This is a genomic window from Salinicola lusitanus, from assembly GCF_038648475.1.
Classification (GTDB): domain Bacteria; phylum Pseudomonadota; class Gammaproteobacteria; order Pseudomonadales; family Halomonadaceae; genus Salinicola; species Salinicola lusitanus.
Window position 1 is genome coordinate 3,823,455 of record NZ_CP151919.1, and the last position, 25,236, is coordinate 3,848,690.

Consider the following 25,236-nt stretch of genomic DNA (forward strand, 5'->3'; position numbering starts at 1 on the left):
GGGAGGGAGGACAGTTCAAAGGGCGAAATAGCAGCGCGTTCGCCCTGCTATTTCGGGGGGAGAGGATGCGGGAAGGATGAAACGCCCGATAACGTGCGGGGTTGCCGTCAGAATCCCAGGCTGTCGAGCAAGTCGTCCACCTGGTCCTGACTGCTGACCACATCGGCGGCTTGGGGGTTGATCTGCGGCCCGTTCAGCAGAGAGCTTGACTGCGACGATGACTGCGTGGCCTGTTCCCGACGCTCGGATCCCTCGGGAGCGTTGTCGATCAGGACCTGGAGCAACTGCTGCTCGATCTCGTGGATCACCTCCATCATTCTCTTGATGACCTGACCGGTGAGGTCCTGGAAGTCCTGCGCCATCATGATCTCGAGCAACTGCGCATTGGTGGCGCTGGTCTGCTTCGGCACGGTCTGCAGGTAGGAACGCGTGTCCTTGACCAGCATCTTGGCTTCGTCGAGCGCCTTGGGTTCGGCGAACCAGGCATCCCAGCGCTTGTCGAGTGCGATCGCTTCGCTCTCCAGCGTGTTCTGGATGGGCTGAGCATGATCGATGGCGTTGAGTGCGCGCTCTGCGGCCTGCTCGGTCATCGACGCGACATAGCTGAGCCGGTCGCGGGCATCGGGAATGGCCTGGGCCGCTTTTTCCACTTCCTTGTCGAGACCCAGCTCGCGCATGTTCTCGCGCAGCATGCGGGTCAGGTGACCAATTCTGTGGATCAGGTCGTCGGGCGCTACGCTTTCGGCAACTCTGGCTTGAGGATTGGCACTACTCATGGTCTCCCCTCCCGAGGCGTTATTTGCCCAACTTTTCGAAAATTTTATTGAGTTTTTCTTCGAGCGTCGCGGCGGTGAATGGCTTCACGACATAACCATTGGCACCCGCCTGGGCAGCCGCGATGATGTTCTCTTTCTTGGCCTCGGCCGTCACCATCAACACCGGCAACGAGGAGAGTTTCGGATCCTGGCGAATTTCCTTGAGCATCTCCAGGCCGTCGAGATTGGGCATGTTCCAGTCGGAGACCACGAACTCGAAGCCGCCGGCCCTGAGCTTGGTCAGGGCTTCCTGACCATCCTCGGCTTCGTCCACGTTCTCGAATCCGAGTTCCTTGAGCAGACTGCGGACGATCCGACGCATGGTCGGGAAATCGTCCACCACCAGAATGCTCATGTTCTTGTCAGCCATCGTCTGTCCTCATCGAATCGTTTGGCGGGCCTGCTGAGAGTTATCGGCAGCGGACCCGCTCGCTTTAAACGCGCTGCGCGCGCCCCGCTATGTGCATCTGCTGGACCAGATGACCCGCGATGTCCTGCAGCCCGATGGTCTCGGTCGCGCCGCCCAGCGCAATGGCCTCCTTCGGCATGCCGAAGACCACGCAGCTCGCCTCGTCCTGGGCCACCGTGTGGGCACCCGCCTCGCGCATCTTCAACAGGCCCGCTGCCCCGTCACGCCCCATCCCGGTGAGAATGACGCCCAGCGCATTCCGACCGGCGCAGGTCGCCGCGGAGTCGAACAGCACATCGACCGAAGGGCGATGCCGATTGACGGGCGGCCCGTCGTCGAGCGCGATCACGTAGTTCGCCCCCGAGCGAGTCAGGCGCATATGCCAGTCTCCCGGGGCGATGTAGACATGTCCCGGCAGGACCCGTTCGCCGGCTTCGGCTTCCTTCACCGTCACTCGGCAGAGTCGATCGAGCCGTTCCGCGAAGGAGCGGGTAAAGCCACCCGGCATGTGCTGGGTGATCAGCACCGCCGGACTATTGGCCGGGAGCGGCTCGATGACCTGACGAATCGCTTCGGTGCCACCGGTCGACGCGCCGATGATGATGATCTTCTCGCTCGAGAGCATCGGCGCCTTCAAGACTTCCCGGGGCGCACCGGACTCCACCATCCGCCCCTGTTGCCGCGGACGCGCCTGGGCGGCAGCCCGGATCTTGTCGGCGATCATCCCTGCATATTCCATCATCCCCTCGCGGATGCCGACTTCGGGCTTGGCCACGAAGTCGACCGCGCCCAGTTCCAGCGCCTTGAGGGTGATTTCGGAACCGCGTTTCGTCAGGGAGGAGACCATCAGCACCGGCATGGGCCGCAGCCGCATCAATCGCTCCAGGAAATCCAACCCGTCCATGCGCGGCATCTCGACATCCAGGGTCAACACGTCGGGGTTGTGCCGCTTGATCAGATCGCGTGCGACAAGAGGGTCGGGCGCCGTGGCAACCACGGTCATGTCCGGTTGGTCATCGATGATTCTGGTCATCAGGTCCCGGATGAGTGCCGAATCGTCGACACATAGCACTTTGATCATCGGTTTCACCGTTCACTCCTTGCCGCATCAGACACGGTTCGCGGTGACGGCGATGCCAACGTGTAGACGGTCTGCCCTCGCAAGCGGAAAGCCTGACTCAGGAAGGAGAAGTTCTCCGAGTGGCCGGCGAACAGCAATCCATCGGGCTTCAACTGGGCGGCGAAGCGGCGCAGGATCTCGGCCTGAGTCTCCTTGTCGAAATAGATCATGACGTTACGACAGAAGATGATGTCGAACGGCCCGTTGATCGACCAGGACCCGGTGACCAGGTTGAGCGGTCGAAAATCGATCATCGCGGCGAGCTCCGGACGCACCCTGGCCTTGCCGGCCCGGGCACCGCTGCCACGCTGGAAGAATTGGCGACAGCGGGCCTCGCCGAGCTTCTCCACCGTCTCCAGCGAATACACGCCGGCTCGCGCCGTGTTCAACGCCTCGGTATCGATGTCGGTCGCCAGGATTTTCACCTGGGAGGCAGCCGCGCCCAGCGTCTCCTTCACCGTCATCGCCAGCGAATAGGGTTCCTCCCCGGTCGAGGCGCCAGCACACCAGATCTTGATGCCGGTGCCGCGACGACGTACCTCTTCGGCCAGCGTCGGGAAATGATGCGCCTCGCGAAAAAAGGCTGTCAGGTTCGTGGTCAGCGCGTTGGTAAAGGCCTCCCACTCCTCGGAATCCGAACGGGCTTCGAGCCTGTCGAGATAGTCGCCGAAGCGAGTCATGCCATGCAGGCGCAGGCGCTTTGCCAGTCGGCTGTAGACCATTTCACGCTTGTTTTCCGCCATGACGATACCGGCACGACGATAGATCAAGTCTCGGACCCGCTCGAAGTCACGTGGGGTAAAGTCGAGATCTCGCGTGAAACGCACGGCACCGTCGTCGCCACCATCGCCCTTGCCGGGTGCTGAGAACATGACCGCCTCGGTTTTCAAAATGCCTCCCACTCCTCGTTGTCATCCTTCACGTTATGCCGATCGGCACCCGGCAACTTGGCAGTCACCGGGGAGGGTTTCGCCAACTGCCGCTCAGGGTGCTTGCCAAGTCGGGGATCGCCGGGCTGCGTCACACGCTCCTCGCCGCTACCCGCCAGCCGGAAGACCGCGATCGAGAGAGAGAGGTGCTCGACGCTGGCGCGCAGCTCAGCGGCGGAGGAGGCAGTCGTCTGCACCCGCTCGGCGTTCTGCTGGGTCACTTCGTCCATCTGCGCGACAGCCTGACTGATCTGCTGGATGCCGCTGGTCTGCTCTTCCGAAGCCGCGGAAATCTCGCTGATGATGTCGTTGACGCGGGTCACCGCGTTGACGACTTCCTCGATCGATCCCTCCGCCTGCCGTACCAGATCGGCGCCATGTCCCACTTCCTGGCTGGAGCTGTCGATCAGGTTGCGAATCTCCTTGGCGGCGTTGGCACTGCGGCTGGCCAGGTTGCGCACCTCGTTGGCCACGACCGCGAAGCCTCTGCCCTGCTCCCCCGCCCTTGCCGCTTCGACGGAGGCATTCAACGCCAGAATATTGGTCTGGAACGCGATCGAGTCGATGACCCCGACGATATCGGCAACCTTGCGCGAGCTTTCGGTGATTCGCCCCATGGTCCCGACGACCTCGCCCATGACCTGGCCGCTGCGGCGCACGGTATCGGTGGCGCCATTGGCGAGTTGGCTGGCCTGGCGAGCGTTGTCGGCGTTCTGTTTCACGGTCGCCGTCATCTGCTCCATGCTGGAGGCCGTCTCCGCCAGCGATGCCGCCTGCTGCTCGGTACGCGAGGAGAGATCCTCGTTACCACTGGCGATATCCCGGGTCGCCGGCACCACCACGGCGACGTTCGAGTTCACGTCGCCGGCGATCGTTCCCAGGCTCTGGCGCATGTTGTTGAGCGCCCCGATCAGGCGCCCGACCTCATCGTTGCCGCGCTGCCGCAGCGTCGCGCCCAGGTTGCCCGAGGCGATCTGCAGCGTGAAGTCCAGCGCCTCGCGCACCGGTTTGAGCGTCGCCCGAATCGTGGTTATGCCGACGATCAGCAGCATGATGGCACCTGCTGCCAGCAGCGAGAGCAGGATGATCATCGTCATGCGCTGGGAGCTGGCGGCGTCGACCGCCAGCTCCGCACCACTCTGGCGTTTCGCCTCGACCAGCGCGTTGAGATCGGTGCTGGCCTTGTCGCTGTTGGCCTGCAGCACATCGTTGTAGGCCACGTAGGATTGGTAGAAGTCGCCATTGTTGAGCGCCGCCATGACCCCCTTCAGCCCGTCGTCCCGATAATTCTCGAGATCGGCGGCAAAGGTGTCCGCCGCGGCCGTCTGATTGATGGGCCGGTTCTCATAATAGGCGTCCCAGGTATCGTTCAATTCGCTGATGAGCGCATCGACTTGCACGTTGATTGGCGCCAAGTCGGCGGCCATCGGATTACTGACCGGCTTGGAGACCAGATCTCGACCTCTCGACATCAACTGGTCGATCTTCTGCAGTCGAGCCAGGTCCTCGAGTCCGTTGTTGGTCAGCGCCTGCAGCCGTTGGCCGTTTTCATGCAGGGCATAGACCGACACACCGCCACTGACGGCCAGCGCGATCAGCGCCAGTGCGATCATCGAGATCAGCCGCCCTTTCAGCGAGCGCAGGCTGAGACGCCGGAGGACGGGAATGACTCCCCGCGGTTTCAGTTCTCCCCGGTCGAGTCGGACGCCCCGCTTGCGACCGGCCAGCAGCATCGGGTAATGCTGCTCGGCGAGACGGCGCCGCTGGTCGGCCACCTTGGTGCGAACGGAGGTGTAGCCGGCAATCTTGCCGTCCTCGATGATGGGGGTGACCGTGGACTGGACCCAGTAATGAGACCCATCCTTGCGGCGGTTCTTGATCACCCCCGACCAGTTTTCGCCCTTCTGAAGGGTCTCCCAGAGGTCCGCGAATGCCGCAGCGGGCATGTCGGGATGGCGGACGATGTTATGGGGCGCACCGATCAGTTCTTCACGACTGAAACCGCTGACCTCCACGAACGCCGGATTGGCATAGGTGATTCGGCCTTTGAGATCGGTTCGCGAGATCAGGTACATGGAATCGTCGATCACGAATTCCCGATCAGTCACAGGTTGATTGTTTCGCATCGCAGCATCCCTGGTTTTGTTATGCCCAGTCAGGATCCGCCGGAGGGCACCCGGCGAACCAAATGTGATCATTGCGAACTGTTATCGGCCGATCGACCACGCTCTTGAGGCTTCTCTCTGGACGATACCCGCTCAGGCGAGCTGTTCCAGGTCCTGGTGTTCCCGCTCGCGGCCCGGTCGCCAATGCGTCAGCCCCGGGTTGTCGTCGCTGTCGGCGGGTGCCACGCGATAGTGCTCCAGCGTCGATTCGAGCTTTCGTGCTTGCCCCACCAGCGACTGGGAAGCATTGGCGGTCTGCTGCACCAGCGCGGCGTTCTGGCTGGTGACCTGATCGAGTTCGGTGATCGCCTGATTGACCTGCTCTATACCGCTGCGCTGTTCCCGCGACGCATTGGCGATCTCTTCCATCAGGCCGCTCACGCTCGCCACGGAAGACACGATCTCCTCCATCGCCCGGCCCGCCTGCTCGATCAGGGTGGCACCGCTATTGACCTGCTCTCCGGAGCCGGTGATCAATGTCCGGATCTCTCTGGATGCCTCTGCGCTGCGGCTTGCCAGGTTGCGCACTTCCTCGGCCACGACGGCGAATCCTCGTCCGGCGGAGCCGGCACGTGCGGCCTCGACGGAGGCGTTCAGAGCGAGAATATTGGTCTGGAAGGCGATGTTGTCGATCATGTCGACGATCTCGGCCATCTGCCGCGATCCCTCCTGGATCTTCGACATGGTGGTCTCGATGTCGCGCATCATCTCGCCCCCCTGCTGGGCCCGCTGGCGAGTCTGCATCGCGGCCTGGGTGGCGGTATCGGCATTGTCGGCGTTGTGGCGAACGGTCTGGGTCAGCTGCTCCATGCTGGACGCGGTCTCGACGATGGCGGCAGACTGCTGATCCGTTCGCACCGCCAGATCCTGGTTACCGCTGGCAATCTGTCCGGCGCCGACGTTGACCCACTCGGCGCTGGCTCGGATATCGGAGAAGGTCTTCGACAGGCGCTGGCGCATGCTTTCTATCGCGAAGAGAAGACTGTCGGTGTCCTTGGACTTGAGCTGCAGCGCCTGGGAGAAGTCGCCTTCGGCGATTTTCTGAATGCTGTTGCGTGCATGCCCCGGATCGCCACCCAGACGCCCGAGCACATTGCGAATGACCCAGGCCACGATCAGCGACAGCAAGCCACCGATAGCGGCGATCAGCGCCAGGTAGACCGCGGCGCCATCGGCCAGCACGGCATCGATATCGTCGACGTAGACTCCCGTGGCGATCTGCCAGTCCCACTGCGGTACGCGCATCACGTAACTGAGCTTCTCGTACATCTGGTCGCCATCGCTGCGACGGGAGGCGTAAGGCACGAGACCACCGTCAGGCTTCTGCGCGGCGGCCAACATCTCGCGATAGAGATAGACGCCGTTGGGATCCTGGTAATCCCGCATGCTATCCCCCGTCGCGCGCCTCGGATGCTCGACGATATCGAGGTTGGAGTCGAAGACGAAGACATAGCCGTCGGCGCCGAATCCGAGATGCGAGAGCGCATTGCGCGCCTGCTGCTTGGCGTCCGCTTCGCTCAGCTCTCCACTCTCGGCTTGACTGACGTAGCTGTCGACCAGTTGCTTGGCGCTGCCGATGAAGTACTGCAGGCTCTGGATTCGCTGCTCCATCAGGTTCTCGCGCATGGAGTAAAGCGACCAACCCGCCACCAGGATCAGGCCGACCCACATCAATCCCAATGTCGCCCATAACTTGCGACGCATCGTCCACTCTCGAAAATTCAGCATGGCATTCTTACCCGGGTTGCTCGAAAAATTGCTTGATGGATGCCACGCCCGCTCTTCCTGAAGCCGATAGTCAGCGCGACAGCTACTTTATCGGCCTTCAGGAAGCTTCCTTTATCGTCGTCAGACCAAAGTCCCACGCATCACCGAACCTTCACGGCGCATAAAAAAACCGCAGCCGAAGCTGCGGTTTTCGCCTGAGCCAGGGATTGGAATCAGGCACTTTCGGCCGTTCGTTCCACCAACTGCATCTCTTCGTGGGTCAGCAGCTTCTCGATGTCGACCAGTACCAGCATGCGATCCTCGAGACTGCCGATTCCGCTCAGATAATCCGAGGAGAGCGTCACGCCGAACTCCGGCGCCGGCTTGATCTGGTCCGGTGCCAGGCTCATCACGTCGGAGACGCCGTCGACGACGACGCCGACGATGCGATCATCGACGTTGACCACGATCACCACCGTCTGTCCGCCGTACTCGACCTTGTCGAGGTGGAACTTCAGGCGCAGGTCGATGATCGGGACGATGACGCCACGAAGATTGGTGACTCCCTTGATGAAGTCGGGCACGTTGGCAATGCGGGTGACATTCTCGTAACCCCGGATCTCCTGCACCTTGAGGATATCGACGGCGTACTCCTCGTCGCCCAGGGAGAAGACCAGATATTCACTGCTCGCTGCGTCATTGGCGAGGGCGTTCGTGTTCGCTTGTGCGCTCATGCTAGCGATACCTCTTGCAGGTGTTGATGTTTCGCCTCGTAACGCTGCTGCGACTTGCGTCGATCGAGACGATGTAGATCGGCAATGTCGAGAATCAAGGCCACGCTGCCATCACCGAGGATGGTGGCGGCGGAGATTCCCGGCACTCTGCGATAGTTGGTTTCGAGATTCTTGACCACGACCTGCTGCTGGCCGACAAGGTCGTCCACCAGCAGGGCATAGCGACGTCCCTCGCCCTGGACGATGACCGCGATGGCCTCGGTCAACTCGGTCTTGGCGCCGGTCACGTCCAACGCATGATGCAAGGCGATGATGGGAAGATACTCGTCGCGCACCTTGAGCAGTTGGTCGTCGCCGGCCATCGAGTAGAGGTCCTCGGATTGCGGCTGCAGAGACTCCAGCACCGCGTTCAACGGCAACAGGAAGGTTTCGTTGCCGCACCGGATCGACATGCCATCCAGAATCGCGAGCGTCAGCGGCAGCACGATCCGGGTCGTGGTCCCCTGGCCCGGCTTGCTCAGAATCTCGACGTGACCGCCCATCTCCTGGATGTTGCGCTTGACGACGTCCATGCCCACGCCCCGCCCGGAAACATCGCTGACCTGTTCGGCGGTAGAGAAACCCGGCGCGAAAATCAGTTGCCACACATCGTCATCGCTCATGGAGTCGGTGACGGCCAGACCACTGGATTTCGCCTTGGCCAGGATTCTCTCGCGATTGAGTCCGGCGCCATCGTCGATCACCTCGATCAGGATGTTGCCGCCCTGATGCTGGGCTGACAGGGTCAGACGCCCGGTCGGCGACTTACCGGCGGCTTCGCGCTTTTCCGGAGACTCCAGGCCATGGTCCAGGCTGTTCCTCACCAGGTGGGTCAGCGGATCGATGATGCGTTCGATCAGGCTCTTGTCGAGTTCGGTGGACTTGCCCTCGGTCACCAGTTCGACGTCCTTGCCCAGCTTGGCCGCCAGGTCTCGCACCAGGCGGGGGAAGCGGCTGAACACGTAGTCCATGGGCATCATGCGTATCGACATGACCGACTCCTGGAGATCGCGGGCGTTGCGCTGCAGGAGATTCATGCCGTTGACGAGCGGCCCGTGGGAGACGATATCCAGATCGCTAGCGGTCTGCTCCAGCATCGATTGGGTGATGATCAACTCACCCACCAGGTTGATGATCTGATCCACCTTGTCGACCGGTACCCGAATGGTACTGGACTCGCTGCCCTTGGCACTTTTCCCGCCGGACTTGCCGGGGGCGCGCGGTGACGTCGCGCCGCCCTTCGGCTCGACTTTGTCCGGCTCGGGAAGTTCGTCGGGCGTCACCGCAGGGGCCGGTTCAGTGTCGGGCATCGCCTCGGAGACCATCGGCGCCTGCGGCTCCGCCTGATCCGCCGCCGCTGTCGGGGCTTCCACTTCTATCGACAACTGCTCCGGCTCGATGATGAAACAGAGCACGGCTTCGATATCGTCCTGGGATTCGGTGCTATCGAGCACGACTCGATAGCGGGCGACATCGCCGGACTGGGAGGCGATCGTCCCGAAGTGCTGAAGCTCCTCCACCAGCAGCTCCCGGTCCTTGTCGCTGACGCCGCTCAGGGTGATCGAGAGCTGTCGTCCAGCGGTCTCGCCCGTGTCAGCGCGATCGATCTCGGCCTCGGCCGCTTTGCTGGTCTCTGGCGGCGGTGTCGGCGCCGGTACCGGATCCGGTTTCGTCTCCCCCTTCACCGCCGCCTCGCCCTGCCCCAACTCATCAAGCGCCATCTGCTGCAGCACGCGGGAGATGCGCTCGAACGCTTCCGCATCGGGCTCGCCGCCATTGCGATAGGCATCCAGTTGGTCATGCAACATATCTTTGGTTTCCAGGAACGTGTCGACGATATCGCGCCGCAGTTTGAGTTCGCCTCGCCGCGTATGGTCCAGCAGGTTCTCCAGCAGGTGGGTCGTTTCCTGCAGAACGGTGAAACCGAAGGTACCTGCCCCTCCCTTGATGGAGTGCGCGGCGCGAAAGATCGCGTTGAGGTCTTCGACATCCGGATCGTCGACATCGAGATCCAGCAGCAGGCGTTCCATATCCGCCAGCAGCTCTTCGGCTTCTTCAAAGAACGTGTCGTAAAAATCGGAAATGTCCATGTGCGGCGTGCCTATACCATTGATATATATGGACTTGAAAAGCCTGCTTCAGAATGCTCCCTCACACCCGCCCTCGAGCTGGCCTGAGTTCGTACCTGATCGCTGCTTACGATGTCCTCACTATCGGCAGCGTCTCTCGACCTCTTTAATCAATTCGTGGCCTGGCGATGCGTGCCACCATGCACTCGAGCCCCGCCCGCATCCGCCTCGACGACGGCAACCCCACTGCCGCCCCGGGCGGGCCGAGCCAGCGCTGCCTCGGTGCCTGTCTCGCGAGGTCCAACGAGTGCTCGAGCAGGCGCAGCGACATCCGTATCAGGCCCACTTCAACGATACCCTTGCCCAGAGCCCAGGCGGCAGAGCACGAAGCCGGGATGGCCCATGAGCAAAGAGGGCGAAGCAACGAACTGCCCGGATGCCACCGCCATTTCAGTTCCATGCGCGAACCCGGGAGGCGTTGCCACGCAACGGCTCCGCCTACAGGGCGCGACGACCTTGCATCAATTCGATGAACCCTGCCCGGTCATCGCCATGGGGCCGTCGTCATCAATCGCTGGGGGCAGAGCCTCCTCCGGGAAGGGTGCCCGCTCCTGCTGCTCGATGGCTCGGGCTGCGCGGTTGTCCAGTACCACTATGCTGATACGGCGATTGACATCGTCACTGGGCTGCGTATTCGGCAGGGAGACCCGGGACCCCATGCCAGCCACCCTCAGCAGCTTGTCGGGGGAGAGGCCGGCCGCGATCAGCTCTCTTCGGGAGGCGTTGGCACGATCGGCGGACAGCTCCCAGTTGCTATACCCTTTTTCGCCCCCGGCATAGGGAAGAGCATCGGTGTGGCCGCTGATACTGATCGGGTTGGGCATCTCGTTGAGAACCGGCGCGATTCGACGAAGAATCTTCTGCATGTAGGGCTCCAGCCGGTCGCTGCCGAGTTCGAACATGGGCCGCTTGTCGCTATCCACGATCTGGACCCGCAACCCCTCCGGCGAGAAGTCCATACGCAACTGTGACCGCAGCTCCTTGAGCTGGGGATCACTCTGGATCACGCTCTGCAGACGGTCGCGCAGGTAGCGCAGATTGCGCTGCTCGTCGCTCGAACGCGTCTGTTCGCGAACGTTGGCCCGACGCACTTCACCGTCGGTCTTGGTAGGGTTGTCGCCGCCGCCGGGGATGGCGCTGGTACTGGCCGTGGTCTTGTCGCCACCCGTCAACGCCACAGCGAGAGGCGTGCGGAAATACTCGGCAATGTGTTCCAGCTGGCTGGGGCTGGCGGTCGAGAGAATCCAGAGCACCAGGAACAAAGCCATCAGCGCCGTCATGAAATCGGCATAGGCGATTTTCCAGGACCCACCGTGATGCGCTGCCGCCTGAACACGCTTGCGCTTGATGATCAGCGGGCGCCGCTCACCGCTACCGCTCATGAGCCATCCGTCCCCGTGCCGCGCAAGGTCTGACCGCTGGAACGCACGTGCTCCTCGAGCTCACTGAAGGAAGGCCTCAGGGCGGTGAACAGCGCCTTGCGACCGAACTCGACGGCCAACTGCGGTGCCAGGCCGTTGAGGCTCGCCATCAGCGTGACGCGGATGCATTGCAGCATCTTGGTCGCCTCGCCCACCTGAAGATTGATGTGATGCGCTACCGGGGTGACGAAGCCGTACGCCAGCAGGATACCGGCAAAGGTACCGACCAGTGCCTGCGCGATCATCTGCCCCATCACCCCGGCCCCCTGGTCTGCAGAGCCCAGCGCATGCACTACTCCCATGACGGCAGCGACGATCCCGAACGCCGGCAGGCCATCACCGACCGCCGACAGCGAGTGGGCCGGCATCTCCGCCTCATGCTGGAACGTCTCGATCTCGTGCTCCATCAGCGCATCGATCTCGAACGGATCCATGTTGCCACTGACCATCAGGCGCAGGTAATCGGTCAGAAACGCCATGATCATCGGGTCGGAGAGTATCTTCGGGTAATCGGCGAAGATGGCGCTGTCCTGCGGCGAGTCGATATCGCGCTCGATCGCCAGCATGCCATCTCGACGCGCCTTGGTCAGGAGCCGGTACTGGAGTGCCATCAACTCCATGTACATCATCTTGTTGTAGCGCTTGGTGCGCTTGAGTTTCGAGAATGAACGCAGAGTGGCCTTGATCGCCTTGCCGTTGTTGGCACAGACGAAGGCACCGAGCGCCGCGCCAATGATCATGACGAACTCGGCGGGTTGGACCAGCGCGCCGAGATGACCGCCGATCGCGACGTAGCCACCGAACACGCTGCCTAAAACGATGATGTAGCCGACTAAGATCAGCACGGAGCGACTCCCGTATACAGTACATGGCGAACCTGATGACTGTATCGGCAGCGGACCCGGTGGGCTTGAGGGTGGGAATATCAGAAAAATGTCATTCGCCGAAAGCTTACGACGAATGGCTAATCCCCAGATGACGACAGGCATAAAAAAAGCGGGCGATGAAGCCCGCTTCGGCAGCGCGTTTCGCTAGATGGCCAGACGTTTCGCCAACGGCATCTCGACGGGGGTGAACGTCTGGTCCAAGGGCTTGGCGACCCGCTTTGTCTTGCGCGTTTTTCCTGCCCGGGATGGCGGCTGGCAGATCCCACAGACGTAATCGTGTGCGGGACTATGGGCATGGGCGACGAACTGGCCTTGACAGCCTTTGCAGCGGGACAGCTGCAAGAGATCGCTTTCGAAGAACCGGACCAGCGTCCAGGCACGGGTCAGCCCCAGCGTCGCTTCCACGCCGTCCAGTGACACTTGCTCCAGATAGAGCCGGTATGCCTTGACGAAGGCACTCATCCGCTCGCATCCCAGCTCGCCGTTGAGACGACGATAGATATTGTAGAAGAGCGAGGAGTGGATGTTCGGGAGCCAGGTCACGAACCAGTCGGCCGAAAACGGCAGCATGCCTTTCGGCGGCGACATTCCCTTGACCTCCTTGTAGAGCTTGATCAGCCGCCCACGACTCAGGTCGGTCTCCGTCTCGAGGACCTGCAGACGTGCGCCCAGTTCGATCAACTCGATTGCCAGCTGAACCTGGAACATCTCCGCGACAAGACTCTTGTCCGCCATGACTCAGCTCCTCTGCTGCACGGAGGACGGAGCGCGGCCGGCGCCGGCCATCAACAGCGCCGCATGGGTCTGCTCGAGACCCTGGGCCCGCGGATTGTGTACCAGCAGGTTCAGCTTGTCGGCATCGGTGAAGCGCAGATGACAGAGCAGCTGGTTGGTGCGAGACAGCTGCGTCAGCTGTTTGATCGACAACTGCCCGATGGTGTCGGCCAGGTCGGCATTGAGGTCGAGCCGAAACATCGCGGACTCTCGATCCTCGTTGAGCAGACGCTGAACCAGCAGCAAGTAGGAGAGATTGAGATCCTGAATGTCGTCGAGAAGACTGTTGGAGTGCATCACTAGATTCCCTGCGTATGGTTTTATTGGCACCAGTTGATCAGGTGCTCCGGGTTGCTATTGTTAGCGCTGTACATCAGCTCTTTATGATGGACCCAGTTTGCTACTTTTTGATGAAAAAAAGCAAGCATTGTTACAAATTATGTCCATAGGTAACTTGACCTTCGGCTGGCGCCGTGAGCGCAGCCAGTAAGCGATTGATCTATATCTCAATATCTTCAGTTGGATGGTTGAAAATCCTAATTGGAATTCGGTCTCTGGAACCGGTCAGTTACACAAGAAGTGCCGTATCGTTGAATCTTGTAACCGCGAATAAACGCTAATTCGACGTTTCCGACCCCAGAGACCGGTCGATCTGCTCGATCCAGACCAGGAGCTCCGCGATGACCTGATAGAGAGACTCAGGAATCCGAGCATCCAGATCCACCTGCATCAGAAGCGCGACCAACTCCGGCGAGTCATGCACGAAGATCCCTTCCTGGTTGGCGAGTTCGATGACGCGCTCGGCGAGGTTCCCGTACCCCTTGGCGACGACGCGCGGTGCGTCGGTACGCTCGCCGCTGTACGCCAAAGCCACGGCTCGCCGTCGTGCGTCATGCTCCCCATCACCATTCATGCCCGACTCCCCAGCGCCAGATCCACCTCCAGGCCCAGCGACAATAGTCGCTCCCGAAAGGGCGAAAGCTCGACCTCCATGATTTCCCGGGCCGACGCCTCGACGGGTGCGATCTCGACCTGCAGAGAGGCGTCGTGACGCGTGCGAAACACGAGGTCGACAACGCCCAGGGAGGGTAAGCGAACCTGAACCTCGGCACGCCAGGCGCTGGCGCCCCCCTCCTCACCCTCCTGGTCGCGGCGGCCCTGCGCCTCCTCCTGATCGTCGTCGAGCACGGTGTTGGTTGGAATCTCGCTCAAGACCATCACCATGGGAACGCCCGGCAGAAGCTGCCCTTCCCAGCGGAGGCTGGGGGCGGCGATCACCTCCAGTTGCTGGCGAACCAGCGACTGAAGCGTGTCCGAAGGGGACTGAGATAGCTGGTGGGCCCGCGTCATCGACGCCGAGGCCGGCGCGTCCGGGTCGCCTTTCGTGGACATCGCCATCGCATGCGTGGCACCAGCCAGCCGTGCGGCGCTCGCCTGGCCGGGCGCGTCATCAGGCAAGGCCGCGACACCGCCATGCAAGACGCCCGGCATACCGGGCGCGCCACCCCGGCTTGCGCCTCGTGGCACGAGGCTCCAGTCGTGGAGGCTCGGTGTGGGCGGCGACGGCGAAGTGAAGGCAGGACGGAATGTCAGGCTCAGCCAAGCCTGTGGCTCCCGCATCAGCGCGGCGCGAGGATACTGGCCCGCCATCCAGCGCAGCAGGTGAGACTCGTAGAAAACGCCACTTTCCCTGACGCTCTGCGACAGGGCCGCCGCCAGCGCCTGCGGACTATCTCCGGGTTGGACCAGCAACGAAAGGAGCGGTCTGATCGATGGCGCCTGGGTCGAGGGGAATCGCGCGAGGATATCCGCGATCTCATTCGCGGCGTGACTCAGGTGCAGCTGTGTCGATGATGCATCGATTCTGCCGGTCGCCGCGGGCGAGCCAGGCGCATTGCCGGCGGCGTTGCCAGGGAGCGGTACGCTCTCTCTGGTACCCGTCTGCTGATGCAACCTCGAGTCGCTGCGCGCCGGCTGGATGGCATCGGACGAGGTGGCCGCCGAGACCGGCAAGGGCTGGTCCTTGATGACCGGAGTATCGACACGCTTGCCAAGGACTTGATGCAGCAGGGTGTCGAGTATGGGGGTGATGCCGCTCACGGCCGCTCATCTGGCGGTACCGAGCGCAGTCGCGATGCGATGCTGCCCCGTCCAGCCTGATAGACCTCACCCAGCGCCTGCTGTCGCCGGGAACTGCCAATGAGATGGCTCAACTCTTCGCGCCTGGCCTCCAGCGCGCGCCGGGTTTCGGCATCCTGCTCCAGGATGCGCGCGAGCAACGCCATCTGCTCCTCGCGCTCCGCATCGCTCGACGGCCATTCACCGTCCTCGCTGCGCAGGCGCTCCAGCGACACCAGGTAACCGGCCTCGCACTGCACCAGCGCCTCCCAGTCCTGCTCCCGCGCCAGGCCAAGCATTCGATTCGACGTTTCGAGCAACTGACGGTACTGGTCGACGACCGACACGGCTGATCTCATTCGATCACACTCCTGCCAACGACGGTGTGGCGGGCGAATGCCGAAGCTCGCGCCAGCCGGATCCAATATTGTCGAGCAGCGATGCCGCGCGGTCCAGTTGGGTCACGTCGTCACGCAAATTGGCCTGCACCAGTTGCCGAGCGACATAATCGTAGAGTTGCGCGAGGTTCGCGGCGATCTCGCCGCCACGCTCGTGATCCAGAGCGGCTGCCAAACCGTTGTTGACGATATCGATCGCCTTGGAGATGGCCAGCCCCTTGGCCGAGCGGTTGCCGTCCTGCATATGCAGCCGGGCACTGTTGATGGCGGCCTGCGCCCCATCGAACAGCATGACGATCAGTTGATGGGGATCTGCGGACATCACCGCCGATTCGACGCCAACTCTGGCGTAAGCGCCGGCACCCTGTCGGGAATTCATCATCGTTGCGACCTATTACTGTTTGAGCTGGGCGTTCAGGGCGTTGAACTGCTGGGTCAGGTAATCACTGGTGGAATTCATCTGGGACACCAGCGAGTCGAGGCCAGCAAACTGGGAACGATAACGAGCGACCGTTGCATCGATGGACGTCTGCATCCGCGTATACCGATCACTCAAGCGCTCGAGCGAGGTGTCGATGCCGTCGGTGGCGATCTTCAGCAGCCCATCGTCATCCAGAATCGTCCCCATGGTGTCGTCGATGCTGGCGGCGAAGCCGCCCTCGCCATCGACACCAGCGAAGAACTGGCTGACCGCCTCGCTGTTGTTCGACATGGCATCGGCGAGCTTGTCGTCATCGACCTTCAGCGTGCCATCCAACTGACGTTCGATCCCGAGATCCGACAGCATCGAGAATTCGCCCCCGCCCCCGCCGAAGCTGACAACGCCACGAAGGCGCGACTCGATGCTGCGCATGGTCGAATTGCCCAGCAGCACGCCGGCCGTGTCGGAGTCCGAATCGTAGGAGGTGAGAGTATCTGCGGTGTTCTGGAAGCTATTATAGGCATCGACGAAGTCGTTCACCGCCTTCGTCATCGACTCGGTGTCCTTGGACACGCTGAGCGTCTGCGCGCTTTCCGTCGTCGATGTCAGGTTGAAAGTGACGCCTTCGAGGGCCCCTTCGACGGTATTGGATTGGCTAGTGATCGAGATCCCGTTGACGTCGAGTTTGGCATCCTGCGCCGGGACCGTCTCGCTGAACCCGAAGAGGTCGTCGTCGTCGGTCACCTGGATCGCTGACTGGGTACCCGTCTCCGAGGACGTCAGCGTCAACTGATACTGGGAGCCGTTGAACACGATCGCTGCAGTGGCACCGGTATCGGCCTTGTTGATCGCGTCCCGGATATCTTCCAGCGAGTCGTCGGTACCGATGGAGATGTCGACCGAATCGTTTTCGCCGACACTGATTCCCAGCGTACCGGACTTGCCGAGCGCTTCGGTCTTGTCGGTGGTCAAGCCGCCAGACGCCAGGGATTGGGCCTGGGCCAGTTGCGAGACCTTGACCTGGTAACGACCCGAAACGGCATCGCCGGTAATATTGGCGGTCACGCCATCGCCGGTCATCGAGCTGGTGACCGCGGTGAAGGTTTTCGGATCATTCAACTTGCCGACGGCGTCGCGCAGTGCCGTGAGCGAACTCTCGAGCGCTCCGAAAGCCGACAGTTTGGTCTTGTAGCTTTTCTGCTGGGTGACGATCGGCGTAAGCTTCTCGTTTTCCGCCTTTCTCAGGTCATCGAGCAGCCCGCTCAGGTCCAGCCCGGAACCGATCCCCAGTGACGATATGGTAGCCATGTAACCTCTCTAAGCCTTGACGCCATTTGTAACACGCCGATCGCAACGGCAGACGCCGATTAGGCGCACTTTCACGCGTCAATTTGCTCATCGGCTGCGGGCGGGGGAACTTTAGCGTCGCCTGATCGTCTTTTTCTTCCCGTTCGGGAAGGCAGCACACCTGGGTGGCCAGACGACCACTGGATAGGCGATCATAGGCCACCGACAATTTGCCACTCTCTGGAGAAGACATGGACGCGAACTCCCTGCATGCCGATTATCGATTGTGGCAGCGCTTTCAGCGCCAGGAACAGCTGGGGCGCGAGCACCAGGCCGCCCTGCGCAAGCTGGCGGACACCGGCGCCATGGCATCACGGGTCACCGAAGCCTATCGCAGCATGGCGGACCGCGCCGCCAAGGAAGGCGCCAGCTATCGAGCCCTGTTCCAGCGCCGGCGTGACAACGGCGAGAATCTCGCCTGCGAAGGCTGGCTGTTCGTGCGTCGTGTATTGGCGGAAGGCGGGACCACCCGCATCCGGGCCACGCTGTTCGAGACGTTCACGCTTGAAGAGGGGGATATCACGCCCTCCGCGGAGAGCCCGATAAAGATCACGCTGGATATCTACGACGAGCTCCTGGTCCAGAAAAGCATGAAACTGGGTTGCCGCACCGACCGTCACGACGACGAGAGAGATACGCGCTTCATCACGTTCCTCGATAGCGTGCGCGGCGATCTGCACCAGTACCTGTAACGGTTTCCGTCAGGCTCGACCCGAGCTTGATCGACAATGAGCCTCAATCGACCTAGGGAGATCTCTCGATGGCCAATCCTCTCCACCCTTCAAAAGTCCATTTTTCCGCACTGCCGCTGGAAAACCTGGATGGCGTCAGTGGTATCGTCCAGCCTGTGACCCAGACCCAGTCGGTGACACTGGAAAGTTCCGCCGCCATGCTGGTCACGGATTTCAGCGTCAGTCACCCCTATACCCTGCCGACCGGGAGCTCCATATCCCAGGCGCTGGAAACGATGAAGCAGGCCGGCGTCCGGCTGCTGATGCTGATCAACGCCAGCGGCAACTTCACCGGCGTGATCAATGCCCGGGAGTTGATCGGAGGCCGCCGTATCACGCTGGCGATGCAGAAGCACCAGATCGGGCGAGATGAAGTGACTGCCGAGATGATCCAGACGCCGCGCAGCGAACTGCATTCGCTCTCCTACTCCCGGATTTCCCACGCCAGCGTGGGCGATCTGGTGGAGACGCTGAAGACATCGGGTGACCAGCACGTACTGATCACCGAACCGGATGGCAGCGGCGCGTCGAGAATTCGCGGCATCATCTCCGCATCCAATATCAGCCGGGCGCTGGGAGTCGATTTCAACCATCCGCCGGAAGCTCGCACCTTTTCCGCGATCTGCCACGTCATCCTCGGCCACGACCTCTAGCCGCCTCATGAATTCCGTGACCGACAACCATGCCCTTCCGATCCTGGTCATCTACACCGGTGGAACCATCGGCATGCGGGAAAGCGCCCGGGGCCTGGTGGCCGCGGGCGACTTCGAATCCCGTATGGCGGCGGCGCTGTCGACGTTGCCGCCCGACAGGCAGCGAAGGCTGCCGCGACATGTGCTATGGGAAGCGGCCAGCCCGATCGACTCCAGCAGCGCCACGCCCGCCGACTGGGTGGCTCTGGCAAGCATGATCGCCGAGCGCTACCGGGAGTTCGCGGGGTTCGTGGTGCTGCATGGAACCGACACCCTCGCCTGGTGCGCGACCAGCCTGGCTTTTCGACTCCAGGGCCTGTCCAAGCCGGTCATCGTGACGGGGGCGCAAAAACCGCTGGAAGCCGCCGATAGCGACGCCCTCGACAACCTCGAGGCGGCGCTGCGGTTTGCCGCGGAGAGCACGTTGAGAGAAGTCTGTGTCAGCTTCGGCGGTCGTCTGATGAGGGGATGCCGGGCACGGAAATGGTACACTGAGTCCAGCCTCGGATTCGAGACGCCGAACTGGCCGCTGCTCGGCGAGATGGTGGATCACGCCCCTGTCCTCTACCCTTCTCGCTGCTGGCAAAGCCGGGGAGCACCGCAATTCGAGCTAGCCGCCGCGCCACTTCCCGACGTCGTGCGTCTGCCCCTCTGGCCGGGCATCCGCGCCAGGGATGTGGCTCGGTGGCTGGACGACGACCAGATCAAGGGTGTCGTCATCGAGTGCTGGGGGAGTGGCAATCTACCGGAAGACGCCGAGCTGCTCGGCGTCCTGGCTCGCGCCGCCTCGGCGGGCAAGACCATGGTCGCCATCAGCCAATGCCCGGTCGGAGGGGTGAACCTCGACGTCTATGCCACGGGTCGGACACTGACGGAGATCGGCATCTTGTCCGGCGATGACATGACGCCGGAAGCCGCTCACAGTAAACTCGCCCATCTGCTGGCCCAGGCGTTGTCACCGGAGGAACGCAAGCAGCGTTTCCTGACACCCCTCGTCGGCGAACGAGGCGCCTTCGCGACATAGCCTCGGATAGCGCCAAATCCCATACCAGACCGATTGCCCTGCCACAGGTTGACAGCATGACACCCTCGACTTCCCACTCCCCATCCGAGCCGGCCGTGGTCATATACTCCGGTGGGATGGACTCCTACACCGTCCTGCATCGCGCCATCCGCGACGGGTATACGGTCCATGCCCTGTCGTTCGACTACGGCCAGCGCCACGCCCGTGAACTCGACGTGGCCCGCCGCGTATGCGAGGACCTGGGAGTGTCTCATCGGGTCGTCGACATCCGCGCCATCCATCAGTTGATCGGTAATTCGGCACTGACGGATAGCAGTCGCGCGCTGCCCAAGGCGGACTACGCCGAAGACAACCTGGCCGATACCGTGGTACCCAACCGCAACATGATCCTGCTATCACTGGCGATCGGATATGCGGTCAATATCGAAGCCGCCGTCTGTTTCTATGGCGCACATGGTGGTGATCATGTCCTGTACCCTGACTGCCGACCGGCGTTCGTCGACCGCATGAACGACGTCGCCGCCATCGCCAACTTCGAATCGGTCAGAATCGAAGCGCCGTATCTACATAGCGACAAGGCAAGCATTCTCAGCGACGGGATCGAGATGGGACTCGACTACGCTCGGACTTGGACCTGTTACCTGGGCGGAGAGATCGCCTGTGGCGAGTGCGGCAGTTGCCGCGAGCGACTCGACGCCTTTGCCCGTGTCGGGATGGAGGATCCGATCCCCTACGCGCTGCCCGACCGACAGTAGGAGTGGGATGGGAACCGCTGGCGCTCGAAGCCGGCACAAAGGGCCCATTCACACCGCGTGAATTCCGCGTTTTCGCCGTTTTGCTCTATTCTGCCCTCGCCCGCCGGCTTGCGGTACAAAATCCAAGCAGTCTATCGTCGTCGCAGCACGTACCGACCCGCCAAACCCAGGCGAAACCGGCCCGACGGCCAGCCCGCATGAACCTAGCACGGAAGTTTGCATGTACAGCGTCAAAGAAGCCTTCTATACCTTGCAGGGAGAAGGCGCCCAAGCCGGTCGCGCCAGCGTTTTCTGTCGCTTCACCGGCTGCAATCTCTGGTCCGGCCGAGAGCGTGACCGCGCGAGAAGTCGGTGCACCTTCTGCGATACCGACTTCGTTGGAACCGATGGTCAGAATGGCGGCCAGTTTCTCGACGCCGCCACTCTGGCTGCCCATCTGACGGCACTCTGGCAGGCGCCCGATCAGGCCAACGTCTCCCGCTACGTGGTCTTCACCGGTGGCGAACCTCTGCTGCAGTTGGACGAGGCGCTGATCGATGCCATGCATGCGCAGGGATTCGAGGTCGCCGTCGAGACCAACGGCACCCTGTCGGCGCCCGCGGGTATCGACTGGATCTGCGTCAGCCCGAAAAGCGATACGACGCTGAGCCTGACCCGGGGCCACGAGCTCAAGCTCGTCTATCCCCAGGCGGGCGTCGATCCGGCGACTTTCGCCGGACTCGATTTCACCCATTTTTTCCTGCAGCCGATGGATCTCACGCCAGGTGCCATCATCAGCGATGGCGACCCGATGGCAGCAACCGTCGAGTATTGCCTTCAGCACCCGCAATGGCGTCTATCGCTGCAGACCCACAAGATCGCAGGAATCGATTGATGACCCTGTTCGTGAACAACCTGACCAATATCGACGCATCGATCTGGTCCCCCCAACGCGGACTGAGCGGCGCCAGTTGGCACGTCGATGTGGAACTCGACGGCGAGCTGGGGGAGGACGGCATGCTGTTCGACTTCGGCGAGGTCAAACCGTGGATCAAGTCGCGCCTCGATGCGGGCCTGGATCACACGTTACTCGTGCCGACCCAGGCAGCCGGCGTCAAGATCGAGGAGTGCAGCGAAGGTCTCCACCTGGCGGCCGAACTCCCCTTCCCTCTGGAGCTCCGGGCGCCTCGCCAAGGCTTCACCCTATTCCCGTGGGGAGAGATCACCTCGGAGCGCCTGGGCGCGCATCTCAGCACCGAACTCAGCAAACGACCGCCGCCTAGAGTCGAAGCGATCCGAATTCGTCTTCGCGAAGAGCTGGCCGACGGCGCGATCTATCGTTACAGCCACGGCCTCAAGCACCATAAGGGCAACTGCCAGCGCATCGCTCATGGCCATCGTTCGCATCTGCGAATCTGGCGGGATGGCCGACGCGACTCAGAACTAGAGATGCATTGGGCAAAGCGCCTGGATAACGGCTATCTGGTCGACGATGCCGATATCATCGAGCCCCGTCGCGGTGATGACATCATGCGAGTCCGCTATCGATCGGACCAGGGAAAGTTTCAGTTGCACCTGCCGAAAGAGCGCTGCCACACACTGCCCGCGCCCACCACCGTCGAAAACATCGCGGCCTGGTTAGCCGAACAGATTGCATCGTCCACCGGCGCTCACATCCGGGTGCAGGCATTCGAGGGAATCGACAAGGGTGCGCTCGCCGAGAGCCGCGGCACCCGTATGACGGGCTAGCAAGGCATGAGTTGCAGAGCCGGCTGCGGTGCTTGCTGCATCGCACCATCGATCACCACCCCCATTCCCGGCATGCCGGAGGGTAAGCCCGCCGGCATTCGCTGCGTGCAACTCGACGACGACAATCTATGTCGGCTATTCGGGGACGCAAGCCGCCCCGCCGTCTGCCGGCGCTTCGAGTACGATCGGGAGCTGTGCGGCGATGACCGCGAACAGGCGCTACGCATTCTCACGGAGTGGGAGCATGCCACTCGCTAAGTCGCACACCCTTGTGTGACCACCGCAGCCGCTCGGAGCAACCGGCCCCCATCAACCATCCTCTATGACGATAAAACCCTCCCGGCTGACGGTGAAGCACCGTCAGGCCAGAGAGGGTTCGACGAGAATCAGGCGAAGCGGCACGCCTGGCCGGCGAGAGGATCAGTTACGCTCGATGTCCGCCTCGTCCTGCAGCGTCTGGGTCAGCCCCTGAATGACGATCTGAGCCTGCAGACGTTGCGCCAAGCGTGTCGCAAAGTCTGCGTCACCGGAGTCCGCATCGCCCGGCTGCACTGACTCGACCCCGACGATGGCAACGCCATCCTGGCTATCGGCGTGCCCCCAGACCGTCTTGCCATCCTCGGGATGGGGAAGACGGAAGGCCTCCTGAAGCACGGCGTCCGGCAAGCCGTCGGCATCCCGGGTGACACTATCGGCCTGCTGCCAGTCGATATCCGCTGCCGCCTGGCCGCTGCGCAGCGACGCCAGGGTTGCGGTCGCGAGCTCCTGCAACCGCTGCCGAGTCTGCTGCGCCTTGACCGCGCTTTCGACCTGGGCCCGAACGTCGTCGAGCGGCAACGTGCTGGCTTCACGGTGATCGACGACACGAAGCGCAACCCGCTGCTGGTTGTCGGTCTCGATCACATCGCTGTTGTAGCCGTCCTCCAGCACATCCGGGGAGAACGCCGCTGCGGCGACATCTGGATTGGAGAGCACCCCTTCGCCACCCGCGTCCCGAGAGAACCAGTCACTGGTCATCACCTTCAGTCCAAGCTCGTCGGCGACGCTGGAGAGATCTTCCGCCTGATAGACATCATCGGTCATCTTCTGCGCCCGCTCATTGAAGAGCGACTGGGACTGTTCGAGCTTGACCTGTTGAACGAGGGCTTCGCGATCGTCCTCGAATGAAGGGATATCGATCCCTGTCACCTTGATGAGGTGCAGGCCGTACTGCGTCTGGACGATCTGCGACACCTGCCCCGGATCCAGTGAGAACGCGGCGTCATCGAAACTCTCGCCGAAGAACCCTTTCTGAATCGCGCCGAGATCCCCGCCTTTATTGGCCGAGGAAGAGTCATTGGAATACTCCCGCGCGAGATCGGCAAAATTTGCGCCCTGCGCCAGCTTGGACTGGACCTCGGCCAGCCGCTCCCGCGCCTGCGCTTCCGTGCGATCGTCACCGAACGTCACCAGAATGTGAGATACCTCGCGCGGAGCTTCGGCTCGCGCCTGCTCGTAGGCCTGACGCAACTGGTCGTCGCTGACCTCGATGTCCTTGGCCACATCCTCCTGATTCAGAACGATATAGTTGACCTTGACCTGCTCGGGGCGGAGATAGTCCTGCTGATGCTGGTCGTAATACTGCTGAAGATCGGCGTCGCTGGGGGCCACGGGTTGCTTGAGGTCCGCCGCTGACAACTGCGCATAGCGGAATGTCCGCTGCTGATGCTGCAGCGACGCCAGACGCGTCTTTTCGGACGGCAGCAGGAAAGTGGAAGCCGCAAGTCCCTGCTGGACCTGGCGCCGCAGAGTATCCGCTCGGAGCTCGCGACGGAAGGACGAAGGCGTGTAGCCGGCCTGGGCCAGACGGTTGGTAAACAGCTCGTCAGAGAAGCGACCGTTCTGATCCTGGAACTCAGGTAGCGACACGATCAGCTGATCCAGCTGACTGTCGGAGATGTGCAGCCCGCCCTCGCTGGCGTACTGATCCAGGGTGCGTTGCCGAATCAACTGATCGAGCACCTGGCTTCGGAACTGGCGCTCCTGGCTGGCTGGAACCTGGCCCGAGCGGATGCCTCGCTGAACCTGCGTTTCGACGGCCTGACGGCTGATGGACTCACCGTTCACAGTCGCCGCGTCGTTGCTCCCGGCAGAAAAGTAACTGACCAGAGACTCCGCGCCGAAAAGCGCAAAAGTGACGATGATGGCCCCCACGATGACTTTCGCCACCCACCCCTGAGAACCCTCACGAATTCGTTGCAGCATGCTGTCCTCGCATGTCGTTGACCCAAAGTTGCGCCCGTATCGTACACCGCCATGCCACCGAGGCGCACCCGGGAACGGATCATTGGCGACGGCGCCTGCGGCAGCCTATTCATTGCAACAGGCAATAAAAAAGCGCACCGCTGAGGCGATGCGCTTATGTGCGACGGGCTTTCATCGGCCGAACCGCCTTGGCCTTCTGGCGTTTAGCGAGACGCCAGCCCGCGACAGAGCGAAACTCAGTTCACCGCGTCTTTCAGTGCCTTGCCAGCCTTGAAGCTCGGCACCTTGGCAGCGCTGATGTTGATCGGCTTGCCAGTCTGCGGGTTACGGCCAGTACGCGCAGCACGTTCCTTGACCGCAAAAGTCCCGAACCCAACCAGTGCTACGGAGTCGCCTTTCTTCAGGCTGTCTGATACGGACTCGATCATCGCGTCGAGTGCACGAGTAGCAGCGGCCTTGGGAATATCGGCAGACGCAGCAATGGCTTCAATCAGCTCGGATTTATTCACACTTCACCCCTTGACTGTATACGAAATTAACAGGACATCGATGCGCAATCAGAGACGCGGTCACGATCACAACAAGTGGGCATTTTATAGCAATGCCAAGATTACCCTGTCAATCGAGATCCTTAGAAAACCGCGTCATA

Annotated in this window: 26 protein-coding genes; 7 read left to right on the plus strand and 19 right to left on the minus strand. The window is 62.0% G+C overall.

Going from position 1 to position 25,236, the window contains the following annotated elements; genetic code table 11:
• Window positions 1-107: 107 nt before the first annotated feature.
• The 17 genes from cheZ to fliD form a co-directional block, all read right to left on the minus strand.
• On the minus strand, window positions 108-776 hold the full coding sequence (gene cheZ, locus AAGT95_RS17265) for a protein phosphatase CheZ (RefSeq protein WP_110599396.1): 669 nt from the start codon (window positions 774-776) through the stop codon (window positions 108-110).
• A 19-nt stretch (window positions 777-795) separates the two neighbouring features.
• Window positions 796-1,185, minus strand: coding sequence for a chemotaxis response regulator CheY (gene cheY / locus AAGT95_RS17270; protein WP_110599394.1), 390 nt, complete (start codon window positions 1,183-1,185; stop codon window positions 796-798).
• A gap of 64 nt (window positions 1,186-1,249) precedes the next feature.
• Complete coding sequence (locus tag AAGT95_RS17275; RefSeq protein WP_110600405.1) at window positions 1,250-2,305, minus strand: protein-glutamate methylesterase/protein-glutamine glutaminase; 1,056 nt, start codon at window positions 2,303-2,305, stop codon at window positions 1,250-1,252.
• 5 nt (window positions 2,306-2,310) lie between these two features.
• The gene (locus AAGT95_RS17280; RefSeq protein ID WP_110600403.1) at window positions 2,311-3,216 is read right to left on the minus strand and encodes a CheR family methyltransferase; all 906 of its coding nucleotides are present in this window, start codon (window positions 3,214-3,216) and stop codon (window positions 2,311-2,313) included.
• Between the two features lie 14 nt (window positions 3,217-3,230).
• Window positions 3,231-5,363, minus strand: coding sequence for a methyl-accepting chemotaxis protein (locus AAGT95_RS17285; protein ID WP_342594613.1), 2,133 nt, complete (start codon window positions 5,361-5,363; stop codon window positions 3,231-3,233).
• Between the two features lie 168 nt (window positions 5,364-5,531).
• Window positions 5,532-7,142 carry a methyl-accepting chemotaxis protein gene (locus AAGT95_RS17290; RefSeq protein WP_162302608.1) on the minus strand — a complete coding sequence of 537 codons (1,611 nt, stop codon included), beginning with the start codon at window positions 7,140-7,142 and terminating at the stop codon, window positions 5,532-5,534.
• A gap of 236 nt (window positions 7,143-7,378) precedes the next feature.
• Window positions 7,379-7,879, minus strand: coding sequence for a chemotaxis protein CheW (locus AAGT95_RS17295; RefSeq protein WP_110599389.1), 501 nt, complete (start codon window positions 7,877-7,879; stop codon window positions 7,379-7,381).
• Window positions 7,876-10,008 carry a chemotaxis protein CheA gene (gene cheA, locus AAGT95_RS17300; protein WP_342594614.1) on the minus strand — a complete coding sequence of 711 codons (2,133 nt, stop codon included), beginning with the start codon at window positions 10,006-10,008 and terminating at the stop codon, window positions 7,876-7,878. The genes AAGT95_RS17295 and cheA overlap by 4 nt, the downstream gene beginning before the upstream one ends.
• A 500-nt stretch (window positions 10,009-10,508) precedes the next feature.
• The gene (gene motB / locus AAGT95_RS17305; protein WP_342594615.1) at window positions 10,509-11,429 is read right to left on the minus strand and encodes a flagellar motor protein MotB; all 921 of its coding nucleotides are present in this window, start codon (window positions 11,427-11,429) and stop codon (window positions 10,509-10,511) included.
• Entirely contained in the window at window positions 11,426-12,313 is an 888-nt protein-coding gene (gene motA / locus AAGT95_RS17310) for a flagellar motor stator protein MotA (RefSeq protein WP_110599383.1), read from the minus strand. The genes motB and motA overlap by 4 nt, the downstream gene beginning before the upstream one ends.
• Window positions 12,314-12,499: 186 nt before the next feature.
• Entirely contained in the window at window positions 12,500-13,090 is a 591-nt protein-coding gene (gene flhC, locus AAGT95_RS17315) for a flagellar transcriptional regulator FlhC (protein ID WP_110599381.1), read from the minus strand.
• Window positions 13,091-13,093: 3 nt separating this feature from the next.
• On the minus strand, window positions 13,094-13,426 hold the full coding sequence (gene flhD, locus AAGT95_RS17320; RefSeq protein ID WP_110599379.1) for a flagellar transcriptional regulator FlhD: 333 nt from the start codon (window positions 13,424-13,426) through the stop codon (window positions 13,094-13,096).
• Window positions 13,427-13,745: 319 nt separating this feature from the next.
• The gene (locus tag AAGT95_RS17325) at window positions 13,746-14,042 is read right to left on the minus strand and encodes an EscU/YscU/HrcU family type III secretion system export apparatus switch protein (protein ID WP_110599377.1); all 297 of its coding nucleotides are present in this window, start codon (window positions 14,040-14,042) and stop codon (window positions 13,746-13,748) included.
• Window positions 14,039-15,229 carry a hypothetical protein gene (locus AAGT95_RS17330; RefSeq protein WP_342594616.1) on the minus strand — a complete coding sequence of 397 codons (1,191 nt, stop codon included), beginning with the start codon at window positions 15,227-15,229 and terminating at the stop codon, window positions 14,039-14,041. Before AAGT95_RS17330 ends, AAGT95_RS17325 begins: the two co-directional genes overlap by 4 nt.
• Window positions 15,226-15,606, minus strand: coding sequence for a flagellar protein FliT (locus AAGT95_RS17335; protein ID WP_110599373.1), 381 nt, complete (start codon window positions 15,604-15,606; stop codon window positions 15,226-15,228). The genes AAGT95_RS17330 and AAGT95_RS17335 overlap by 4 nt, the downstream gene beginning before the upstream one ends.
• A gap of 4 nt (window positions 15,607-15,610) precedes the next feature.
• The gene (gene fliS, locus AAGT95_RS17340) at window positions 15,611-16,024 is read right to left on the minus strand and encodes a flagellar export chaperone FliS (protein WP_110599371.1); all 414 of its coding nucleotides are present in this window, start codon (window positions 16,022-16,024) and stop codon (window positions 15,611-15,613) included.
• Window positions 16,025-16,039: 15 nt separating this feature from the next.
• A complete protein-coding gene (gene fliD / locus AAGT95_RS17345; RefSeq protein ID WP_342594617.1) occupies window positions 16,040-17,374 on the minus strand; it encodes a flagellar filament capping protein FliD in 1,335 nt (444 codons plus the stop codon).
• Window positions 17,375-17,604: 230 nt separating this feature from the next.
• Between fliD and AAGT95_RS17350 the strand changes: the two genes are divergently transcribed.
• From AAGT95_RS17350 to AAGT95_RS17380, 7 genes are all read left to right on the plus strand, one after another.
• Window positions 17,605-18,105 carry a hypothetical protein gene (locus tag AAGT95_RS17350; RefSeq protein ID WP_342594618.1) on the plus strand — a complete coding sequence of 167 codons (501 nt, stop codon included), beginning with the start codon at window positions 17,605-17,607 and terminating at the stop codon, window positions 18,103-18,105.
• Window positions 18,106-18,173: 68 nt separating this feature from the next.
• Window positions 18,174-18,797 (plus strand): CBS domain-containing protein, encoded by a 624-nt coding sequence (locus AAGT95_RS17355; RefSeq protein ID WP_110599365.1) that lies wholly within the window; start codon window positions 18,174-18,176, stop codon window positions 18,795-18,797.
• Between the two features lie 7 nt (window positions 18,798-18,804).
• A complete protein-coding gene (locus AAGT95_RS17360) occupies window positions 18,805-19,860 on the plus strand; it encodes an asparaginase (RefSeq protein ID WP_342594619.1) in 1,056 nt (351 codons plus the stop codon).
• Window positions 19,861-19,916: 56 nt separating this feature from the next.
• Complete coding sequence (gene queC / locus AAGT95_RS17365) at window positions 19,917-20,615, plus strand: 7-cyano-7-deazaguanine synthase QueC (RefSeq protein WP_342594620.1); 699 nt, start codon at window positions 19,917-19,919, stop codon at window positions 20,613-20,615.
• A gap of 220 nt (window positions 20,616-20,835) precedes the next feature.
• Window positions 20,836-21,489, plus strand: a complete 654-nt coding sequence (gene queE / locus AAGT95_RS17370; RefSeq protein ID WP_342594621.1) for a 7-carboxy-7-deazaguanine synthase — start codon at window positions 20,836-20,838, stop codon at window positions 21,487-21,489.
• Window positions 21,489-22,343, plus strand: coding sequence for a 6-carboxytetrahydropterin synthase (locus AAGT95_RS17375; protein ID WP_342594622.1), 855 nt, complete (start codon window positions 21,489-21,491; stop codon window positions 22,341-22,343). The genes queE and AAGT95_RS17375 overlap by 1 nt, the downstream gene beginning before the upstream one ends.
• 6 nt (window positions 22,344-22,349) lie before the next feature.
• The gene (locus AAGT95_RS17380; RefSeq protein WP_342594623.1) at window positions 22,350-22,601 is read left to right on the plus strand and encodes a YkgJ family cysteine cluster protein; all 252 of its coding nucleotides are present in this window, start codon (window positions 22,350-22,352) and stop codon (window positions 22,599-22,601) included.
• Window positions 22,602-22,763: 162 nt separating this feature from the next.
• On the opposite strand, the gene AAGT95_RS17385 is transcribed toward AAGT95_RS17380, so the two are convergent.
• Together AAGT95_RS17385 and hupB are read right to left on the minus strand one after the other, a co-directional pair.
• Window positions 22,764-24,587: a SurA N-terminal domain-containing protein gene (locus AAGT95_RS17385; RefSeq protein ID WP_342594624.1), complete on the minus strand. Its 1,824-nt coding sequence runs from the start codon at window positions 24,585-24,587 to the stop codon at window positions 22,764-22,766.
• Between the two features lie 236 nt (window positions 24,588-24,823).
• Window positions 24,824-25,096, minus strand: coding sequence for a nucleoid-associated protein HU-beta (gene hupB / locus AAGT95_RS17390; RefSeq protein ID WP_110599351.1), 273 nt, complete (start codon window positions 25,094-25,096; stop codon window positions 24,824-24,826).
• Window positions 25,097-25,236: the final 140 nt, after the last annotated feature.

Coding starts and splice junctions, on each gene's coding strand:
- cheZ (WP_110599396.1), bottom strand. CDS start 776: ATGAGTAGTGCCAATCCTCAAGCCAGAGTTGCCGAAAGCGTAGCGCCC.
- AAGT95_RS17325 (WP_110599377.1), bottom strand. CDS start 14,042: ATGAATGGTGATGGGGAGCATGACGCACGACGGCGAGCCGTGGCTTTG.
- AAGT95_RS17375 (WP_342594622.1), top strand. CDS start 21,489: ATGACCCTGTTCGTGAACAACCTGACCAATATCGACGCATCGATCTGG.
- fliD (WP_342594617.1), bottom strand. CDS start 17,374: ATGGCTACCATATCGTCACTGGGGATCGGTTCCGGGCTGGACCTGAGC.
- motB (WP_342594615.1), bottom strand. CDS start 11,429: ATGAGCGGTAGCGGTGAGCGGCGCCCGCTGATCATCAAGCGCAAGCGT.
- AAGT95_RS17335 (WP_110599373.1), bottom strand. CDS start 15,606: ATGAGATCAGCCGTGTCGGTCGTCGACCAGTACCGTCAGTTGCTCGAA.
- AAGT95_RS17350 (WP_342594618.1), top strand. CDS start 17,605: ATGGACGCGAACTCCCTGCATGCCGATTATCGATTGTGGCAGCGCTTT.
- AAGT95_RS17275 (WP_110600405.1), bottom strand. CDS start 2,305: ATGATCAAAGTGCTATGTGTCGACGATTCGGCACTCATCCGGGACCTG.
- cheY (WP_110599394.1), bottom strand. CDS start 1,185: ATGGCTGACAAGAACATGAGCATTCTGGTGGTGGACGATTTCCCGACC.
- AAGT95_RS17355 (WP_110599365.1), top strand. CDS start 18,174: ATGGCCAATCCTCTCCACCCTTCAAAAGTCCATTTTTCCGCACTGCCG.
- flhD (WP_110599379.1), bottom strand. CDS start 13,426: ATGCACTCCAACAGTCTTCTCGACGACATTCAGGATCTCAATCTCTCC.
- AAGT95_RS17360 (WP_342594619.1), top strand. CDS start 18,805: ATGAATTCCGTGACCGACAACCATGCCCTTCCGATCCTGGTCATCTAC.
- AAGT95_RS17385 (WP_342594624.1), bottom strand. CDS start 24,587: ATGCTGCAACGAATTCGTGAGGGTTCTCAGGGGTGGGTGGCGAAAGTC.
- cheA (WP_342594614.1), bottom strand. CDS start 10,008: ATGGACATTTCCGATTTTTACGACACGTTCTTTGAAGAAGCCGAAGAG.
- queE (WP_342594621.1), top strand. CDS start 20,836: ATGTACAGCGTCAAAGAAGCCTTCTATACCTTGCAGGGAGAAGGCGCC.
- flhC (WP_110599381.1), bottom strand. CDS start 13,090: ATGGCGGACAAGAGTCTTGTCGCGGAGATGTTCCAGGTTCAGCTGGCA.
- AAGT95_RS17295 (WP_110599389.1), bottom strand. CDS start 7,879: ATGAGCGCACAAGCGAACACGAACGCCCTCGCCAATGACGCAGCGAGC.
- AAGT95_RS17290 (WP_162302608.1), bottom strand. CDS start 7,142: ATGCGTCGCAAGTTATGGGCGACATTGGGATTGATGTGGGTCGGCCTG.
- AAGT95_RS17280 (WP_110600403.1), bottom strand. CDS start 3,216: ATGTTCTCAGCACCCGGCAAGGGCGATGGTGGCGACGACGGTGCCGTG.
- queC (WP_342594620.1), top strand. CDS start 19,917: ATGACACCCTCGACTTCCCACTCCCCATCCGAGCCGGCCGTGGTCATA.
- fliS (WP_110599371.1), bottom strand. CDS start 16,024: ATGAATTCCCGACAGGGTGCCGGCGCTTACGCCAGAGTTGGCGTCGAA.
- AAGT95_RS17380 (WP_342594623.1), top strand. CDS start 22,350: ATGAGTTGCAGAGCCGGCTGCGGTGCTTGCTGCATCGCACCATCGATC.